Here is an 18,210-nt window from a genome sequence, read left to right as displayed (position 1 = left end):
ACAAGGAACTAATGGCTACGACCACACCAGCCGGTGTGCGGGGCGGCCCAGCCAAGCATGGAGGGCACTCCTCTGCCGACGGCGCGCCGATGACCCACCGGCAGATCATGGAGGCGTTGTCCGGGCTGTTGCTCGGCATGTTCGTCGCCATCCTGTCGTCCACGATCGTCTCGAACGCCCTGCCGGAGATCATCACCGACCTCGGCGGCGGCCAGAGCGCCTACACCTGGGTGGTGACGGCATCGCTCCTGGCGATGACCGCGACCACCCCGCTGTGGGGCAAGCTCGCCGACCTCTTCTCCAAGAAGCTGCTGGTCCAGATAGCCCTGGTCATCTACGTCCTGGGCTCGGTGGTCGCCGGGCTCTCACAGAGCGCCGGCATGCTGATCGCCTGCCGCGTCGTCCAGGGCATCGGCGTCGGCGGTCTCTCCGCCCTCGCGCAGATCGTGATGGCCGCGATGATCGCCCCGCGCGAGCGCGGCCGCTACAGCGGCTACCTCGGCGCGACCTTCGCCGTCGCCACCGTCGGCGGCCCGCTGCTCGGCGGCGTCATCACCGACACCGAGTGGCTCGGCTGGCGCTGGTGCTTCTACGTCGGCGTGCCCTTCGCGATCATCGCGCTGATCGTGCTGCAGAAGACCCTGAAGCTGCCGGTCGTGAAGAGGCAGGTCAAGGTCGACTGGGCGGGCGCGTTCTTCATCAGCGCGGCGGTCTCGCTGCTGCTGGTCTGGGTGACCTTCGCCGGTGACAAGTACGACTGGATCTCCTGGCAGACGTACGCCATGGTCGGCGGCTCGATCCTGCTCGGCGCGCTCTTCCTGCTCGTGGAGTCGAAGGCGAGCGAGCCGATCATCCCGCTGCGGCTGTTCCGCAACCGCACCATCACACTGGCCTCGCTGGCCTCACTCTTCGTCGGCGTCGCGATGTTCGCGGGCACGGTCTTCTTCAGCCAGTACTTCCAGCTGGCGCGCGACGAGTCGCCGACGATGTCCGGCGTCATGACCATCCCGATGATCGGCGGTCTGTTCATCTCGTCGACCGTCTCGGGCCAGATCATCACCAAGACGGGCCGCTGGAAGGCGTGGCTGGTCAGCGGTGCCGTGCTGCTGACCGCGGGTCTCGGTCTGCTGGGCACCATGCGGTACGACACCGAGTACTGGCACATCGCGGTCTACATGGCCGTCATGGGGCTCGGCCTCGGCATGATGATGCAGAACCTGGTGCTCTGCACGCAGAACCAGGTCGCGCCGGAGGACCTCGGCTCGGCCAGCTCGGTCGTCACCTTCTTCCGTTCGCTGGGCGGCGCGGTGGGCGTCTCCGCGCTGGGCGCGGTCATGTCCCACCGGGTCACGCAGTACGTCAAGGACGGGCTCGCTGAACTCGGCCCGCAGGGTGCGGCGCTGGGCCACGGCGGCACGGGCGGCGGGGGCATCCCCGACCTGGACAAGCTGCCGGCTCCGATCCGCACGGTGGTGGAGAGCGCGTACGGGCATGGGGTCGGCGACATATTCCTGTACTCGGCGCCGTTCGCGCTGCTGGCCTTCCTGGTGACGCTGTTCATCAAGGAGGTCGAGCTGAAGAGCAGCGCGACGCCGACGACGTCGGAGGAGTCTGTGACACCGGCCTCCGTCGTGGCCGCCGAGAAGGCGGCTCGGCGATCGGCACGACGCTGAGGGTGAAGCCGGCCATCCAGGCGGTCCAGGGTGACGTCCTGCCGAGGGCCGGAGGATTAGGCTGCCGCGCATGGCACCCAACATCGCCACCAACACCACGGTGGAACTGGACGAGTTGCTGGAGTTCGTACGACCGAGGCACCGGGCAATCCTGCTGACCACCCGCGCGGACGGCACCCCGCAGGGCTCCCCGTTGACCTGCGGGGTCGATGACTCGGGCCGGATCGTGATGTCCACGTACCCGGAACGCGCGAAGACCCGGAACGCGAAGCGGAACTCGCGGGTCAGCGTGATCGTCCTGTCGGACGACTGGGACGGGCCGTGGGTCCAGGTGGACGGCACGGCGGAGGTGATCGACTCCCCGGAGTCGGTGGAGCCGCTGGTGGAGTACTTCCGGAATATCGCGGGTGAGCATCCGGACTGGGACGAGTATCGCGAGGCGATGGTGAAGCAGGGGAAGTCGATCATCCGGGTGACACCGGGGAGGTGGGGGCCGATCGCGAAGGGGGGCTTCCCGGCGAGGCTGAGCGACAGCTGACGCGGGGGGGGGGCGTGTGGGGGCGTGTGGGGACCCGCCGGACGGGTACGCGGGGCGCGGGTTTCCCCCACCCCGCCCCATCCCGTAACTGGGGGCGCTGCCCCCAGGCCCCCCGCGGGAAGAGGACGTGGGGGCTGACGCCCCCACACCCCCGGCCACTCCGGCGGCTGCGCGGCAGAGGCCAAGAGGCGACGCCTACCACCCGCAGTACGGCGGCTTGCGCCGCACCGGAAACAGGAAAGCGGGGGCCGATGCCCCCGCCCCCCGCCACGCGGCAGCTTCGCGCCGCCCAGCAAGGCAGGGCTGACGCACGCGCACCCGCGACGTTCCGGCGGCTTCGCCGCGGAGCCCAGGAAGGCGAGGCTGACGCCTGCACCCGTGCCGTTCCGGCGGCTTCCCCAGGGAGCCCAGGAAGACGAGGCTGACGCGCCCGCTCCCGCGACGTTCCGGCGGCTGCGCGCCGCCCCCGGCGGGCCCGCACCAGTGTTGCCTTCCGGTGGGGAGGGGCCGTGCAGGGTCGTCCCCGCAGGGGATCGGCGGCCGGACCCAGTGATCAACACGGCCCCCTACACGCCGCCGACCCCGAGGAGTCGAGCCCGGAGGGGCACCGGAACCCGCGCCCCACGACACCGGGCAGCTCCGCGACCCGCGCAACGTAAACCCGTGCCCCGCGGCACCGGGCAACCCCAAGACCCGCGCTACGCAGGCCCGCACCCACGCAACGCACGCCCGCACCCCGCGGCACCAGGCCCCGGCAACCCGCGACCGCACCGCGGACACCCCCCTACGCGCGAGCAACCATCGCTTCGATGCCTGCCACCAGCAGCTCCAGCGCAAAGTCGAAGTCCCGTTCCCGCATTTCCTCCACCGTGTCCCCGCCCCGCGCCTCCATCAACTCCGACGCGCTCGCGAAGCTCTCCCTGAACTCCGGCTGCTCGCTGATCGTCCCCATCGCCTGGCGGAAGTACTCGTCCTGGCTCATCCCCGCCGCCGCGCACCGCTGGATGAAGTGCCCCTCGATCGTTCCGAACCCGTACACGAACTGGAAGACCGCCGACAACCCGCCCATCTGCCCGTGCGGCGGCAGCCCGGTGTTCCGCATCACCTGTTGCACCGCCAGCGAGAACGCCATCGAGTGCGGCCCGATGTTCAGGAACGTACCGATCAGCGCCGACACCCACGGGTGCCGCACCAGCAACGCCCGGTAGCCCGTGGCCAGTTCACGCAGCTGGTCGCGCCAGTCCGTCTCGGTGCTCACGTCCGGCAGCGGGAAGGTTCCGAAGACCGTGTCGAGAGCGAGCTCCAGCAGGTCGTCCTTGGTGTCGACGTACCAGTAGACGGACATCGCGGTGACGTTCAGCTCCGCGGCCAGGCGGCGCATCGAGAACTTGGCCGCGCCCTCGGAGTCCAGCAGCCGGACCGTCGCCTCGATGATCTTGTCGCGGTCCAGACCGGCCGGCTGGCCCGACTTACGGCCCCGGTCCCGATCCCGGTCGCGATCCCGATCCCGATCCCGGTCCGTCCTGCCGTCCAGCCAGACACTCGTCCGCGCGGGACCCTTCGCGCGGTCGGCCGCACTCACCATCGCGCACCCTCCTCGGTTGGCCCCCGCCCCGATGCTATTCCGCCGCCCTGGGTGATTCTGCCCGGTCCGCCCGCCGCAGCAGCATCGCGGCCAGCAGCCCACCGGCCAGCACCGCCACCGCCCCGACCAGCTGACTCGTCTCGACCCCGGAGGCGAAGGCGTCCGAGATCCGCTTCCGCTCACCGGCGTCGCCCGCGGCCGCCAGCGCCGCGGGCAGCGAGGCCGCGCCCACCACCGTCCCTGCGAGCGCGCCGAAGCGGGAGTTGAGCACGGCGCCCAGGACGGCCACGCCCAGCCCGTTGCCGAACTCGGCGAGCGTGCCGTTGATGCCCGCGCCCACCCCCGCCCTCGCAGGCGGGATCGCGCTCATGATCGCGTTGGCCATCGCCGGCATCGAGAGCGCGACGCCCGCCCCCATCACGACAAGTCCGAGCAGCATGCCGGAGTACGCATCCCCGCCGAGCAGCGCGATCGTTGCGAGGCCCGCCGCCACCAGCGCCATTCCGACGGCGATCGTCCCGGGCGTGCCGAGCTTCGGCAGCAGTCGCGCTCCCACGCCGGTCAGGTTCAGGGCGATGACGGTCAGCGCGAGCGGCGCTGTGCGCAGACCCGCGTCCAATGGCCCATATCCGAGAACGAATTGCAGGTGCTGGGTGAGCAGGAAGAGCGAGCCGCCCATGCCGAAGGCGACGAGGATCGCACCCGCGACCGCCCCGATGAAGCGCTGGTTGCGGAAGAAGTGCATGTCCAGCATGGGGTGAGGGATGCGCAGCTCCCACAGCACGAAGACCCCGAGGACCAGAACGCCGATCGCGGCCGATGCCAGGACCTGCGTGGAGGTCCAGCCGTGCGCGGGCCCGGAGATGATCGCGTACACGACCGCGGTCATGCCGACCGTGGAGAGCAGCGCACCGAGCAGGTCCGGGCGGTCGCCCTGCGGATTCTTGGACTCCGGTACGAGCGCGACGACCGCGCACAGGGCGATCGCCGCCACCGGGATGTTGATCAGGAAGATGGCGCCCCACCAGAAGTGGTCGAGCATGACCCCGCCGATCAGCGGACCGGCCGCGAAGCCGAGGGAGTTGACGGTGGACCAGAGGCCGATGGCCTTGACCCGCTCCGTGTCGTCGAAGATCTGCACGACGACCGCGAGCGTCGTGGTCATCAGCAGCGCGCCGCCGACGCCCATGCCCGCGCGGGCGGCGATCAGCTGCGTCGTGGACTGGGCGAGCCCTGCGGCGAGCGAGCCGGCGCCGAACAGCGCGAGACCGGAGAGCAGCATCTTCTTGCGGCCGTAGCGGTCGGAGGCGTTGCCCGCGGTGAGCAGCAGTCCCGACTGGACCAGCGAGTACGCGTTGATCATCCACTGGATGTCGGCGGTGGAGGCGTCGAGCTCCCTGGTGAGGGAGGGGATCGCGACGCTGAGGACGGTGTTGTCGAGCAGCACCGTGAGCTGGGCGAGACAGATGACGCCGAGGATGAGCCAGCGCTGCGGATGGCTCGAGGGGCCCGTGTGGACCGGGTCGGTCTCGGCGGTCGTCGCCGTCATGAACGCTCCTTGTACGGTGTACGGGACTCGGTCTCGTACACCGTACAAGGGATTCTCGTACGCCGTATAGGACTACTTCTCGTCAGTCAGGTCGTAGAGGGTCGTGCCGTCGACGGTGACCTTGGTGAAGGTGGACTCGACCCAGGAGGTGATCCCGGAGCCGGAGTCGCCGCCGGGCCCGCCGCCCTGACCACCGCTCGCGATGAAGTAGTGGATCCTGCCGTCCGCGACGTACTGCTTGAACTGCGCGAGGGTCGGGGACGGGTCACTGCCGTTGAAGCCGCCGATCGCCATCACCGGCTTCTCGGTGGCGAGCTGGTAACTGGCCGCGTTCTGGGAGCCGATGGCCGCGGCGGCCCAGGTGTAGTCGTCGGCGTTCTGCGTCAGCTCGGCCTCGACCTGGGAGTTGACGTTCGCGCCGTTGAGGAGACCGCCCATGCCGCCGCCCATGCCGCGCTCGCCGGCCTGGCCGCCGCCCGGCGACCCGCCGGGCATCTGCCCCTGGCCCTGACCCTGGCCTTGGCCCTGCTGCCCGCCGCCGGCCGGGGGCTGGCCCATGCCGCCGCCGCGACCACCCTGCTGGTTCTGCCCCTGAGCCTGGCCCTGGCCCTGTGCCTGGCCCTGCCCCTGACCTTGCCCCTGGCCCTGAGCCTGGCCGGGCGGCTGCATCCGGCCGCCAACCCCGTCGTCACCGCCGCCCGGACGACCACCGCCCGGACCACCGCGGCCTCCCGCCACCGCCGGCCCCGCCGTCACGATCGAGCCCGCGTGCCCTTCGCTCACCGTCGTGAGGGAGTACGCGACCGGCCCCGCTACCGACGCCGCAAGCCCCAACACCACCGCGCCGAGCGCCAGTCGGCGGCCGAGCCGCCCCGCGAGCAGCAGGCCGGCCGCGGCCGCCACACCGCCGATCAGCACCGCCCACCGCAGCCACGGCAGATAGTCCGTGCTCCGGCCAAGGAGGATGTACGACCAGTACGCCGTCACCGCGACCGTGCCGCCGAGCGCCGCCGACGCCAAGAAGGAACGCCGTTCCTCCCACAGCACCGTGGCGCCCATGCCGACGAGCGCGGCGATGTACGGCGCCAGCGCCACCGTGTAGTACTCGTGGAAGATCCCGGCCATGAAGCTGAAGATCCCCGCGGTCATCAGCAGCGAGCTGCCCCAGACCAGGAACGCCGCCCGCGCACTGTCAGTTCTCCCCCAGAGCCTGCCGGCCTGGGAGGTACCCCCGGCGCGCCAGGTGACGACGAGCCCGGCGATGAGCAGCAGCAGCGCGGCGGGCAGCAGCCAGGAGATCTGGCCGCCGATGTTCCCGCCGAACATCCGGTCGATGCCGGTCTCGCCCCAGCCGCCACCGCCGCCACCGCCACGGGCCCCGCCACCGCCGCCTCCGACGCTGCCGGTCTCGTTGCCGTTGATCCGGCCGAGGCCGTTGTAGCCGAAGGTCAGCTCCAGGAAGCTGTTGTTCTGCGAGCCGCCGATGTACGGACGCGAGGAGGCGGGCCACAGCTCGACGATCGCCACCCACCAGCCGCCCGCGACGACCGTCGTGAGTCCGGCGAGGGCGAGTTGGCCGAGCCGTCGCCGTAGCGTCGTCGGTGCGCACACCGCGTACACCAGCGCCAGCGGAGGCAGGATCAGGAACGCCTGGAGCGTCTTCGTCAGGAACGCGAAACCGACCGCGACGCCCGCCCAGACAAGCCACTTCGTCCGCGCGCCTTCGAGGGCGCGCAGCACGCAGTACACCGTCACCGTCATCAGCAGCGCCAGCAGCGCGTCCGGGTTGTTGAAGCGGAACATCAGCGCGGCGACGGGCGTCACGGCGAGCACCACGCCGGCGATCAGCCCGGCGGCGGGCGTGAAGCGCCGGCGTACGGCCCCGTACAGCACGCCCACCGTGGCGATGCCCATCAGCACCTCGGGCAGCAGGATCTGCCAGGAGCCGAGCCCGAAGAGCCGTACGGACAGAGCCATCGGCCACAGCGCGGCCGGGGGCTTGTCGACGGTGATGGAGTTCGCGGCGTCGGACGAGCCGAAGAAGAAGGCCTTCCAGCTCTCGCTGCCGGCCTGGGCCGCCGCGGAGTAGAAGGAGTTGGCGTAGCCGGACGCGCTCAGGTTGTAGACGTAGAGGAGCGCCGTGGCGGCAAGCAGCGCGAGGAAGGCGGGGCGCACCCAGCGGGCGTCCTCGGCCCGTCCCCGCCACCAGCGCGCGAACGGCGACGCGGAACGCTGTCGTCCGCGCGTCGCGGGGGCCGAGGGCTCCGCCCGGACGGGCGGAGCCACGGCGACAGGCTCCCCGCCGGCTGCCGCGGCGTCCACGGCGGCGGCACCGCTCGGCTGCCTGCCCTGGTATCGGTCGTGTTGCGTGGTCATCGTCGATTCCTCGTCATCGTGATCGTGTCGTCATCGAGGGGCATGGAGTGCAGCTGCGCGTTCGTGCCGCCGTGAGGGGCGTCGGGTGCGCCGGGGCCGCCCGTCACGGGCGCTTCACCGCGCCGGTCGGGGAAGACCCACGCCCGGAAGAGCAGGAACCGCAGCACCGTCGCCGCCAGATTCGCGGCGATCAGGACTGCCAGCTCCGTGCCGTGGGACGGGTTCCCGGCGGCCGCGTCCAGGGCCGTCAGCGAGCCGCTGGTCAGGGCGAGACCGATGCCGAACACGACCAGGCCCTGGGCCTGATGGCGTACGGCCCGGTCCCGGCCGCGCACCCCGAAGGTGAGCCGCCGGTTCGCGGCCGTGTTCGCGACGGCGGACAGCAACAGCGCGCCCGCGTTGGCGACTTGAGGCCCGGCCCCCGCCCGGAAGACCGAGTACAGGAGCAGATACAGCAGGGTCGAGAGCGCGCCGACCACACAGAAACCGACCAGCTGCCGGGCAAGTCCGCCCGGCACTCCGGTCAGCTGCCTGTCCCGCGGATCGTCGCCGAAGGGCCGCGCGAGGCGGTCCAGCGGCAGCGCGCCGACCGCCAGCGCCCGGCCCACCCGCCACACACCCTTGAGGTCCTCAGTCGCCGTGCTCACGATGTGCACCGTCGAGTCGGGGTCGTCGACCCAGTCCACCGGCACCTCGTGGATACGCAGCCCGGCGCGCTCGGCCAGCACCAGCAGCTCGGTGTCGAAGAACCATCCGGTGTCCTCGACCATCGGCAGCAGCCGCTCGGCCACCTCCCGCCGTATGGCCTTGAATCCGCACTGCGCGTCGGAGAACCGGGCCGCCAGCGACGACTTGAGAATCAGGTTGTAGGCGCGCGAGATGAACTCCCGCTTCGGGCCGCGCACCACCCGCGACGAGCGCGCGAGCCGCGACCCGACAGCGAGATCCGAGTGCCCGGAGATCAGCGGCGCGACCAGCGGCAGCAGGGCGTTGAGGTCGGTGGACAGGTCCACGTCCATATAGGCGAGTACGGGGGCGTCGGAGTGCGACCACACGGTGCGCAGCGCACGCCCGCGGCCCTTCTGCTCCAGCCGGTACGCCCGTACCTCGGCGATCGAGCGTTCGAGCCTTGCGGCCACCTCTGGCGTGCTGTCCGTGCTCGCGTTGTCCGCGACGGTGATCCGGAAGCCGTACGGGAAGGTCCGCACCAGGTGGTCGTGCAACCTGCGCACACACCGCTCGAGGTCGTCCTCCTCGTTGTAGACCGGGATCACCACGTCGAGTACGGGCAGGTCGGCCGAGCCGGCGAGCAGATGCTCCCGGGCCGGGAGAGTCCCCCTTGGGGTGTCGGTTCGCATGGAACGACACTCGGCGGGAGCGCTGTCACGGCTGTGTGATGTGCCTGTGCCCCGTCTGTGAGTCGTACGCGGGAGCCCGGGGCGCCGCACGGTCCGTCGGCAGGAGCGCGCCGACGGCACCCTCCGCGGGCAGGTGTACGCCGACGACCGTGCGCCCCGGCTCGGACCGCACGCCCACCGTGCCGCCGTGCGCGGCCACCACCGCCTGCACGATCGCGAGGCCCAGACCGGTGGACCCGGCATGCCGGGACCTGGACGCGTCGCCGCGCGCGAACCGTTCGAAGACGTGCGGGAGCAGCTGGGGCGGGATGCCGGGCCCGTCGTCCTCGACCTCCAGCACCACCGTCGGGCCCGCACCGGCGACATCGCCGCACCACACGCGGGCGGTGACGGTCGTACCGGGCGGTGTGTGGGTACGGGCGTTCCCCAACAGATTGACCAGCACCTGATGAAGCCGGGCGCCGTCGCCCCGTACCGCCGCGGGCTCGACCGGCAGCTCGAGCCGCCACTTGTGGTCCTGGCCCGCCGCCCGCGCGTCGCTGACCGCGTCCACGACCAGCGGTGAGAGATCAGTGCTCTGGTACGAGAGCGGGCGTCCGGCGTCGAGACGGGCGAGCAGCAGCAGATCCTCCACCAGGCCCGTCATCCGGGTCGCCTCCGCCTCAATACGCCCGAGAGCATGCCGGGTGTCCGCGCCGACGTGCTCCCGGCCGCGCCGGGTGAGTTCGGCGTAGCCGCGTATCGAAGCCAGCGGTGTACGCAGCTCATGGCTGGCGTCCGCGACGAACTGCCGTACCCGCGTCTCGCTCGCCTGCCGCGCGTGCAGCGCGGAGTGCACATGGTCGAGCATCCGGTTGAGCGCCGCGCCGACCTGTCCGACCTCGGTCCGCGGATCGGCCTCGGCGTCCGGGACCCGCTCGTGCAGGGCCACCTCGCCGCTGTGCAGCGGCAGTTCGGAGACCCGCGTCGCGGTCGCGGCGACCCAACGCAGCGGCCGCAGCGCGACCCCGACCAGGACGGTGCCCGCGATCCCGGCGGCGATGAGACCGGCGCCCGCGACACAGACCTCTACGACGATCAGCGTGCTCAGGGCGTCCTCGACCTCGCTCGACGGGATCGCGACGAGGACATGGAGACCGGCCTCGGTGGTTTTGGACACCGCCCGGTAGCCGCCCAGGCCAGGCAGCTCGACGCTGTGCACCTGCCCGTCGCGTGCCACCGCGGCGAGCTTGTCGTTCTGCGCTTCGGTGAGCGGTACCGAGCTGTCCCGGCGCTGCCCGCTCGTGGTGTCCTCGACGGTCCTCCTGGACTCGGTCACCGCACCGCCGTCGGAGACCACGACGCCGACCGTGCCGAAGGGCTGACCGCCGCCGCCGATGAACTCCAGCGGCTGGTCCATCCGTTCGATGCCGCCCGGCCCCGGCAGCCCCTTGGGCGGATCGGCCCGTACGGCGATGCTGCGCAGCTGGTCGTCGAGCTTCCCGTACATATAGCTGTCGAACGCGATGGTCGTGACCGCGCCGATCACCGCCGCCACCACCGCGATCAGCATCACCGCGGAGACCACAAGCCGGGTCCGCAGCGACCACCGGCGGCTCCGGATCCTACTCACCGGGCTTGATCAGATAACCGGCCCCGCGCCGGGTGTGGATCATCGGGGCACGGCCCGCGTCGATCTTCTTCCGCAGATACGAGACATACAGCTCGACGACATTGGCCTGTCCGCCGAAGTCGTAGGACCACACCCGGTCGAGGATCTGCGCCTTGCTGAGCACCCGCCGCGGATTGCGCATCAAAAAGCGCAGCAGCTCGAACTCGGTCGCCGTCAGATGGATCGACTTCCCGCCCCGGTTCACCTCGTGGCTGTCCTCGTCGAGCGTCAAGTCCCCGACCGCCAGCAGGGATTCACTTCGTACGGCCGCCGTCCCTGACCGCCGGATCAGCCCGCGCAGCCTGGCCACGACCTCTTCCAGCGAGAACGGCTTGGTGACATAGTCGTCGCCGCCCGCCGTCAGCCCCGCGATCCGGTCCTCGACCGAGTCCCTGGCGGTCAGGAAGAGCACCGGCACCTGGGGCAGTTCGCGCCGCAGCCGTCCGAGCACCGCGAGCCCGTCCATGTCGGGCAGCATCACATCGAGCACCACCGCGTCCGGCCGGAAGTCGCGCGCCGAACGCACCGCGCCCGCGCCGTCCCCGGCGCTGCGCACCTCCCAGCCCTCATAGCGCAGGGCCATCGACAGCAGCTCGCTCAACGCCGCCTCGTCGTCCACGACGAGCACCCGGACGGGGCTGCCGTCCGGCCTGAGCATTTCGGTACGCCCCTGGGGCGAGGTCGCGGTCATGCTCGTACCCTGCGACCTCGCCCTGAGAGGGCCCTTGCCCTTCCCTGTGAATTCCCTGAGAAAGCGCTGGGAAGGACCGGGGAAGCGCTGGGGAAGCGCTAGGAGGAGGGGGCGGGAGCGGTCGGCAGGGCGAAGAGCCGCGCTCCGTTGTCGTGGCAGACCGCCCGCAGCCAGCCGTCCCCGAGGCCTAGCCGTTCGAGCGCCCGCAGCTGATGGGCGTACGGATACGGAATGTTGGGGAAGTCGGTCCCGAGCAGAATCCGGTCCGTCAGTTCCAGCAGCCGCCCCTTCTCCCGCTCGGGGAAGGGCGCGAAGCGCTCGCTGAAGTCCGTGAAGGCCATCGTCGTGTCGAGGTGGACCTCCCCGTACCGCTCCGCGAGATCGAGGAAGTCGGCGTACTCCGGCATCCCCATGTGCGCCACGACCAGCCGCAGCCGCGGATGCCGCGCGAGCAGCCGCCCCACCGGCTCGGGCCCGGTGTGCTTGCCGGGCACCGGCCCGGACCCGCAGTGCATCACCACCGGGACGCGGGCATCGGCGAGCAGCCCCCACACGGGATCGAGCAGCGCGTCGTTGGGGTCGTACGCGCCGACCTGGAGGTGCGCCTTGAAGATCCGGGCGCCGCGCTCGACGGCTTCGCCCGCGTACCGCGAGACTCCCTCCTCGGGGAAGAGGGTCGCGGTCTGCAGGCACTCGGGTGTGCGGACGGCGAAGTCCGCGGCCCAGCCGTTGAGCCACTCGGCCATGCCCGCCTTGTGCGGATAGAGCATCGAGGTGAAGGAGCGGACCCCGAAGTCGCGTAGCAGCGCGACCCGTTGCTCCTCCTCGTGCCGGTAGGTGATCGGCCACTCCATGCCGGTCAGCGGCCCGACGGCGTCGAAGTAGGCCCACACTTTCCTGAGGACCTGCTCCGGCATGAAGTGGGTGTGTACGTCGACGAGCCCGGGCAGTCCGAGCCGCGTCCAGAACTCCCTGACGTCCGCGGTCTCGTCAGCTGCCTCGTCCGCAACCCCGTCCACGGTCTCGTTGCCTTCACTCACGCTCAAAGCCATAACTCCGCTCGACCCTGCCGACATGGACGCTGTAGCTCTCGTACCACTCGGCGCGTCCGCGCTTCTGCGCGGCCCGGTGCTCCAGATTCCGCTGCCAGGCGGCTATGGATTCCTCGTCCCTGAAGTAGCCGACGGAGATCGCGAGTCCGCCGGGGCTGCGCGCCGATTCGTATCCCAGGAAGCCGGGGACCTCCTGCACCAGTTCCTTCATCCGCTCGGCGGTCTCCCCATAACCCTCGGGCCGCTCGGTCTGAACGGAGGTGAACACCACCGTGTAGTAGGGCGGTTCATGTGCCGGGACAGGCCTGATGCTTTCGATGCTCATGACGCCCACCTTCCGTGCCCGGTCAGCGAGGTGTCCACCCTCATTGCCGTAAGGGATCCAAACGGGATCCAACACTTGACCATCCGGTCAGAAGAGCCCGTCCTGCACCGAGCCTGGCGCGGAGCCCAGGCCGGCGAGCGGCACCGTCACCTCCGCCCCCGAGTCGGACCCGACGAGTGCCCACCCGGTCATCAGCCTCGTATCGAGTACGACAAGCCCCTTCTCCCCCACGGTCCGCAGATGCAGATCGGGCCCGGCTGCCGCCACCAGCCGCCCGGCGACCACCCCGCCGTCCACCAGCTCGCGCACCACCCCGGTCGCGGCCGGCAGCCCGTCCAGGCCGAACACCCCGGCGTGGTCGACGGCCTCGAAGCCGATGCGCTCCAGCGACTCCGCCCACCCGGAAAGCCCGACCGCACGCCGGTGCAGCTCCTCGACCTCCGCGGCCCGCTCGGCGGCCCCCGGCAGCGCGGCCCGGACCGCCCGTTTGTCCGCGTACGGAATCCGGTCCGGCACACCCAGCGCACTGCGCAGCAACTCCTCGGTTCGCCGCGCCGCCATCAGCGGTCCGCGCCCGAGCCAGCTGAAGACCACGGCCCCCTGCTCAAGCAGCCGCGCGGGCCCCCGCTCCTCCGCGGTGATCCCGACCTTCACCATCCCCGGCCCGAACCAGGCCAGATACACGCGGTACGTCCGCGGGTCGTCGGCGATGGTGTCGGCGGCCACCGAGTGCGCCCGGTCCAGCCGCGCACACTCCGCACACCGCGCCCCTGTCGCCCGCCCGCTCACGACGGCCACCAGGGGACAGGGATTCCCGCGCGCCCCGATACACCGCCGCTGCCCTTCCGCCCGGAACCCCAGATCCTTCCCAAGGGTCAGCGGGCTGACCCGCCCGCCTTCCCACGCGAGTACGGCCGTCCGCGCCCCGCGCGGCCAGCTGAGCCCGGCGCACCGCCACGCCATACACACCTCCGCCCGACTACGCGGGACGCTACCCGAGCCCTCGGCACAGGCACTCGACGAGGCGAGCGGCGATGGTTCCGTCGGGGTCGAGGCGGGGATTGAAGATCGTCACATCCAGGCCGACGGCCCGCTCGTCGCCCAGCGCCGTCCGCAGCACGCTCTCCAGCTCCGCCCAGCTCAGCCCACCGGGCAGGCGATAGTCGACAGCAGGCATGAGCGCGTCGTCCAGCACGTCGACATCGAGGTGCACCCAGTATTCGCCGAGCCGCCCGACGGCCTGCCGCGCCGCCGCGGCAGCCCCCACCGCACGCACCGCGTCAAGGCCGACGGCATGCAGCCGCTCCGGCAGCGGCTGCATCCCGGCCGCCGCGGACTCCTCGGAGTCCCGGAACCCGAGAGCGACGACGTCCTCGTCCCGCACCAGCGGCCCGAGACCTTCGATATCGGCCAACGCCCGCGGCCCGCGCCCGGTCGCCAGGGCGAGCTCCATCGACGCCACTTCACCGGTCGGCTCCGCGGCCGGCTGGTAGAAGTCGGTGTGCCCGTCGAGGAACAGCAGGCCGTAACGCCCCCGGCGGCGCAGCGCGAGGAGATTGCCGAGCAGGATGCTGCAGTCCCCGCCGAGGACGACGGGGAAGAGCCCGCGATCGAGGACCCCGCCCACAGCGTCCGCCAGCCGTACGGAGTAATCCGCGATGCCACCCGGATTGAGCACCCCGGTCTCCGGGTCCCGCTCCGGGTCGTACGCCGCCGCCTCAACCCGCCCCACCCGCACCGCCCCGAGCCGGTCCACGAGCCCGGCCCCGACCAGAGCCGCGGGCAGTTCCTCAACCCCGGACGGCCGCAGCCCGAGGACGGACGGCGCCTCGATGATCGCCGGCTCTCGCACCCCGAACCCCTTCGTCGTACCCACGCTCAGGTCGCTGTCGATGATGGGCGGTCAAAGCCGAGGGCGCGACCGGGGACGGGCGACGGGGGGTACGGGCAACGCAAGAGGCCCCCGGATTTCTCCGGGGGCCTCTGAGCTGTGTGCACTCGGCAGGATTCGAACCTGCAACCTTCTGATCCGTAGGATCGGGCAACCCCCCGCTAGGGACCCCGGCGGCCTCCTGATCTGCTCGCCAAGGTAAGCCCTCGGCAGTCTGTGTGTGCCGTCGTTGCCGTCAGCGTTGCCGTCATTCTTGGGTCGCCCGGACGTCTGTCCGATCCGTGCCACCGCCTCCTCCAAAGCACTGGCCGCGGCGTTCGTGGGGACCGCGGCATCAGCGCTACCCTGCGGCCCATGCCTGAGGCTTTCGTCACCGGGGGCGAACACCCGTCGTGCGGCATCTGCCCCTCACGCCGCTTCCCGCTGGGCGAGTTCGATGTGTTCGAGCGTCCCTCCGCCGACTGCCCGTTCAACCCTGAGGATGGGCACCGGTACACATCGGCTGGCGTGCCCGTTTGCGTACACCCGGAGAAGGTCGGCCTGCCGCCTGGCCGGTACAAGACCGAGGGCGTGCCCTTCGCAGTGGAGCTGCGGTTGCCGGACAGCCCGGCCAAGCTGGACGCGTACCTGTACGAGGTGATGCACAGCGCAGCACCCGGAGTGCTCGAACTGCTTATCGAGCAAGCCACCCAGGAGATCCCGCAGGCCTTCCCTGAGGTGGATGTACTCCAGGTGCTGCGCCGCGCGCTCAACTAATCGGCGGTGGCAAAGCCGGGGGCGAACCTGCGGCCGCCCTCAAAGATGCCCAGCGGCTCGTACTTCGCGACCACGACAGCCTTTCGCTTCACCGTCTCCGCCTTGCCGATCCAGAACCGCTCGTTCAGCGGCCCCCAGGCGGCTCGATAGACCTGGTGCGTGTAGTCACCGTGATCCCAACCGCCGATCTGCTCACGATCGGTGGCGTGGACGAACCTGATTCCGGTCCGCTCTTGGACGCGGCTGAGCACGGTGAACTGCGCCACGAGGGCGTGGATCATCTCGTCCACAGGGACGGAGACGGGAATCTCGGCGGCCTGCTCATCGCCATCGGTCATCTCGTACACGGCCGACTTGATGGCCATGGCCCGAAGCGCCTCGGGGAAGAGCGGCACGGTGTCCGCCTCCACATCGAAGCCGTCCACCAGGGCGTAGCCGGTGAAGCTCTGCCAGTCCTCGTCGTACTTCGCGCACGCGGTGCGCAGCCGGGCGAACTCCGGGTCCGCCTCGATGATCCTCACGATTTCCCGGGCGCGCTCCGCGACCCGCTCAGGGGCGGGGCGTACTAACGTTGCGGACACTGCTGCACTCTCCTTCGGTTGGGGTGCTTCGGTGAACCCGTCCGGATGCCGACCGCCGTCATACGGGGCACCGGGCGGGGCTCTGTCGCCATGCAGATGGCGGTGAGACCTCCCTGGCCGCTTCGAAGAAACACCTCCCGCGGCCAGAGAGGGGTTCATGTGGTCGGGCTGGCCAAAGCCACACCGAGGACGAAGCCGACCGACCCTGAAATAGCGATGATGAGAACCGGTCCGGCGTAAAGGCTGATGCAGACCGCTAATCGCCTCACTGCGACTCGCCCCCGCTCTGTGCGTTCGCTGCTCGCACCTGGTCCCCCACGGCGGTGCCGCCCGTTGACGCCTTCGCGGCGCGGTGTTGCGGACACTGGCACGGCGGGTAAGCCATCGACCCCGGGGGCAAGTCCAGCCCCTTCGTCGTGTCGATTCTCAGCACTCCGCCGGCTCCGCGTTCCTCGGTCAACTGGGCGAGCAGTGCCCGCGCTTCGCTTCCCATACCTCAGCCCCTTGTGGACGACTACGACGAGCGTCTCGCCGATCTCCTGCCTCTACGCAACCGCCCGACCACGCACAGCGGTACCGTTGCAGCAACGTCGGGACTTGAAAGCTTTGAAAGTTCGTAAGAGCACCGGGAGTTGAGGTCATGGCACAGCGTTTACCGAACGTGGCGCTTGCCCGGCTGCTGACTGAGAGCCGTTGGACGTACCGCCAGTTCGCGCGTGCGGTGAACCGCGTCGGCACCGAGACCGGCTTCCCGCTCCGTTACGACGAATCCGCAGTGAGCCACTGGCTCGACGGGACCACTCCCCGCAAGTCGGTCCGGACCTGCATTCTCGAAGCCCTGTCTCGACGGCTCGGCCGCCCCGTCACGCACGCCGAGGCGGGCCTGCCAACTCCCACTGATCACTCCCTCACGGCTGCGGATACCGTTGAAGGGCTGATCGACCTGGGGAGGCAGGACATGGACCCTTCACGAAGGAGCATCCTTGGCGCCGGTCTCTTCTCCGTCGCCCTGACCATCCCCGGCTGGCCCGAAGTCGTCGGCCGCGCTGAAGCCGTTCAGACCGGCCGAACCTCCCGCATCGGCATGAACGAGGTGGACATGGTCATCGCCATGACCGAGCGGGTCTCAGAACTGGACGACCAGTTCGGCGGCCGCCACGCACGCCCCATGGCAGCGGCGTTCATGGTCAACACGGTCGCCGCGTACCTGCGGGCCGATGCCCCCGGGCACGTACGCCAAGCGATGCTTTCCGCAGCCTCCGACCTGCTGTATCTCACGGGGTACATGGCGGTGGACGAAGGGCTGCACGGACTCGCGCAGCGCTACTACGTCAAGGCCCTGGAGTTGGCCGGTGCGGCTGAGGATCACCTCACGTACTGCACGACGCTGCGCGGTATGAGCGTGCAAGCCGTGGACCTGCGCCACGGAGCCAAGGCCATGGAACTGGCCGACGCAGCTGCCGCCGCCGCCCCGAAAGCTGGGCCGCGTATGCTCGCCTTCCTCGTCGGCCAGCAGGCCCACGCTTCCGCCCAGACCGGAGACCGCACGAGCGCGCTACGCCATATCCGTGAAGCTGAAGCGGCTATGGACCGCGCCGAGTCTCGCGGAAAGGCATTCGGCTCGTATGACCCGTCTTCGCTCAACTACCACGTCAGCCAAGTCCGGTACGAACTCGGCGACAAGGCCGGGGCCGTCGATGCCATGCAGCAAGCGGACGAGCTCCGCCCTAGTGTCTATCGGCGCACTCGGGTTCAGCGGCGCGGCCTACTGGCTGAGCGGCAACTGGAGATCGGCCACCTGGAAGCGGCCTGCGCTACCTGGAACCTGGCCCTAGACGACTACCCCATGGTCCAGTCCGGCCGTGCTGATGACCGCGTGAAGACCATGTTCAGCCTGATTCGCCCCCACTTGAAGACTGCTGCAGCCCGAGACCTCCACGACCGGGCCCGCACTGTCGCGCCCTCTGCGCTGGTCAACTGCCCAAGGGCGGGTACGGGTTGACGTCCGCACTCGCGGCGACGACGGCGATACCGCGACATCACGACGCACGTAGAGGGCTGCTTTGTAAGCCTGGCGCAGCCCTCCGACTGATCGTTCCAGGTCAGCAACCCTGTGGCAGTGCAGCACCTACCAGCTGGTGTTTGCGCAGGGTTTGCGCTGCGTGAAGCGGACGCACGCGCATC

14 protein-coding genes and 1 pseudogene are annotated in these 18,210 nt (G+C 70.4%); 4 read left to right on the top strand and 11 right to left on the bottom strand.

The window, feature by feature from the left end:
• Positions 1 to 11: 11 nt before the first annotated feature.
• Both ACFYWY_RS05875 and ACFYWY_RS05870 read left to right on the top strand, forming a co-directional pair.
• Positions 12 to 1,637, top strand: a pseudogene (locus ACFYWY_RS05875) (MDR family MFS transporter); the annotation flags it as partial.
• A 106-nt stretch (positions 1,638 to 1,743) separates the two neighbouring features.
• Positions 1,744 to 2,211 carry a PPOX class F420-dependent oxidoreductase gene (locus ACFYWY_RS05870; protein ID WP_389180275.1) on the top strand — a complete coding sequence of 156 codons (468 nt, stop codon included), beginning with the start codon at positions 1,744 to 1,746 and terminating at the stop codon, positions 2,209 to 2,211.
• A gap of 784 nt (positions 2,212 to 2,995) precedes the next feature.
• On the opposite strand, the gene ACFYWY_RS05865 is transcribed toward ACFYWY_RS05870, so the two are convergent.
• The 10 genes from ACFYWY_RS05865 to ACFYWY_RS05820 all read right to left on the bottom strand — a co-directional run bounded on the left by ACFYWY_RS05865 (position 2,996) and on the right by ACFYWY_RS05820 (position 14,674).
• Positions 2,996 to 3,796 (bottom strand): TetR/AcrR family transcriptional regulator, encoded by an 801-nt coding sequence (locus ACFYWY_RS05865; RefSeq protein WP_389180272.1) that lies wholly within the window; start codon positions 3,794 to 3,796, stop codon positions 2,996 to 2,998.
• 34 nt (positions 3,797 to 3,830) lie between these two features.
• Positions 3,831 to 5,345 (bottom strand): MFS transporter, encoded by a 1,515-nt coding sequence (locus ACFYWY_RS05860; RefSeq protein WP_389180269.1) that lies wholly within the window; start codon positions 5,343 to 5,345, stop codon positions 3,831 to 3,833.
• A gap of 72 nt (positions 5,346 to 5,417) precedes the next feature.
• A complete protein-coding gene (locus ACFYWY_RS05855) occupies positions 5,418 to 7,721 on the bottom strand; it encodes an ArnT family glycosyltransferase (protein ID WP_389180266.1) in 2,304 nt (767 codons plus the stop codon).
• The gene (locus ACFYWY_RS05850; protein ID WP_389180263.1) at positions 7,718 to 9,079 is read right to left on the bottom strand and encodes a glycosyltransferase; all 1,362 of its coding nucleotides are present in this window, start codon (positions 9,077 to 9,079) and stop codon (positions 7,718 to 7,720) included. The genes ACFYWY_RS05855 and ACFYWY_RS05850 overlap by 4 nt, the downstream gene beginning before the upstream one ends.
• A gap of 25 nt (positions 9,080 to 9,104) precedes the next feature.
• On the bottom strand, positions 9,105 to 10,631 hold the full coding sequence (locus tag ACFYWY_RS05845) for a sensor histidine kinase (RefSeq protein ID WP_389180697.1): 1,527 nt from the start codon (positions 10,629 to 10,631) through the stop codon (positions 9,105 to 9,107).
• A gap of 52 nt (positions 10,632 to 10,683) precedes the next feature.
• Complete coding sequence (locus ACFYWY_RS05840; RefSeq protein ID WP_389180260.1) at positions 10,684 to 11,421, bottom strand: response regulator transcription factor; 738 nt, start codon at positions 11,419 to 11,421, stop codon at positions 10,684 to 10,686.
• A 98-nt stretch (positions 11,422 to 11,519) separates the two neighbouring features.
• Positions 11,520 to 12,461, bottom strand: coding sequence for an amidohydrolase family protein (locus ACFYWY_RS05835; RefSeq protein WP_389180257.1), 942 nt, complete (start codon positions 12,459 to 12,461; stop codon positions 11,520 to 11,522).
• Positions 12,454 to 12,798, bottom strand: coding sequence for an antibiotic biosynthesis monooxygenase family protein (locus ACFYWY_RS05830; RefSeq protein ID WP_389180254.1), 345 nt, complete (start codon positions 12,796 to 12,798; stop codon positions 12,454 to 12,456). Before ACFYWY_RS05830 ends, ACFYWY_RS05835 begins: the two co-directional genes overlap by 8 nt.
• Before the next feature lie 87 nt (positions 12,799 to 12,885).
• Positions 12,886 to 13,761, bottom strand: a complete 876-nt coding sequence (locus tag ACFYWY_RS05825; protein ID WP_389180251.1) for a DUF2797 domain-containing protein — start codon at positions 13,759 to 13,761, stop codon at positions 12,886 to 12,888.
• A 28-nt stretch (positions 13,762 to 13,789) separates the two neighbouring features.
• Complete coding sequence (locus ACFYWY_RS05820; protein WP_389180248.1) at positions 13,790 to 14,674, bottom strand: arginase family protein; 885 nt, start codon at positions 14,672 to 14,674, stop codon at positions 13,790 to 13,792.
• A gap of 369 nt (positions 14,675 to 15,043) precedes the next feature.
• Here ACFYWY_RS05820 and ACFYWY_RS05815 point away from each other — a divergent pair, with 369 nt between their 5' ends.
• On the top strand, positions 15,044 to 15,445 hold the full coding sequence (locus tag ACFYWY_RS05815; protein WP_389180245.1) for a hypothetical protein: 402 nt from the start codon (positions 15,044 to 15,046) through the stop codon (positions 15,443 to 15,445).
• Here the strand turns inward: ACFYWY_RS05815 and ACFYWY_RS05810 are convergent.
• Positions 15,442 to 16,026, bottom strand: coding sequence for a hypothetical protein (locus tag ACFYWY_RS05810; RefSeq protein ID WP_389180242.1), 585 nt, complete (start codon positions 16,024 to 16,026; stop codon positions 15,442 to 15,444). The genes ACFYWY_RS05815 and ACFYWY_RS05810 overlap by 4 nt on opposite strands.
• Positions 16,027 to 16,666: 640 nt before the next feature.
• On the opposite strand from ACFYWY_RS05810, the gene ACFYWY_RS05805 reads away from it, so the two are divergent.
• Positions 16,667 to 18,028 carry a tetratricopeptide repeat protein gene (locus tag ACFYWY_RS05805; protein WP_389180239.1) on the top strand — a complete coding sequence of 454 codons (1,362 nt, stop codon included), beginning with the start codon at positions 16,667 to 16,669 and terminating at the stop codon, positions 18,026 to 18,028.
• The last annotated feature ends 182 nt before the right edge of the window (positions 18,029 to 18,210 follow it).

Source organism: Streptomyces sp. NPDC002870 (assembly GCF_042888505.1).
GTDB lineage: Bacteria > Actinomycetota > Actinomycetes > Streptomycetales > Streptomycetaceae > Streptomyces.
This window is presented reverse-complemented; position numbering and strand designations above follow the sequence as displayed.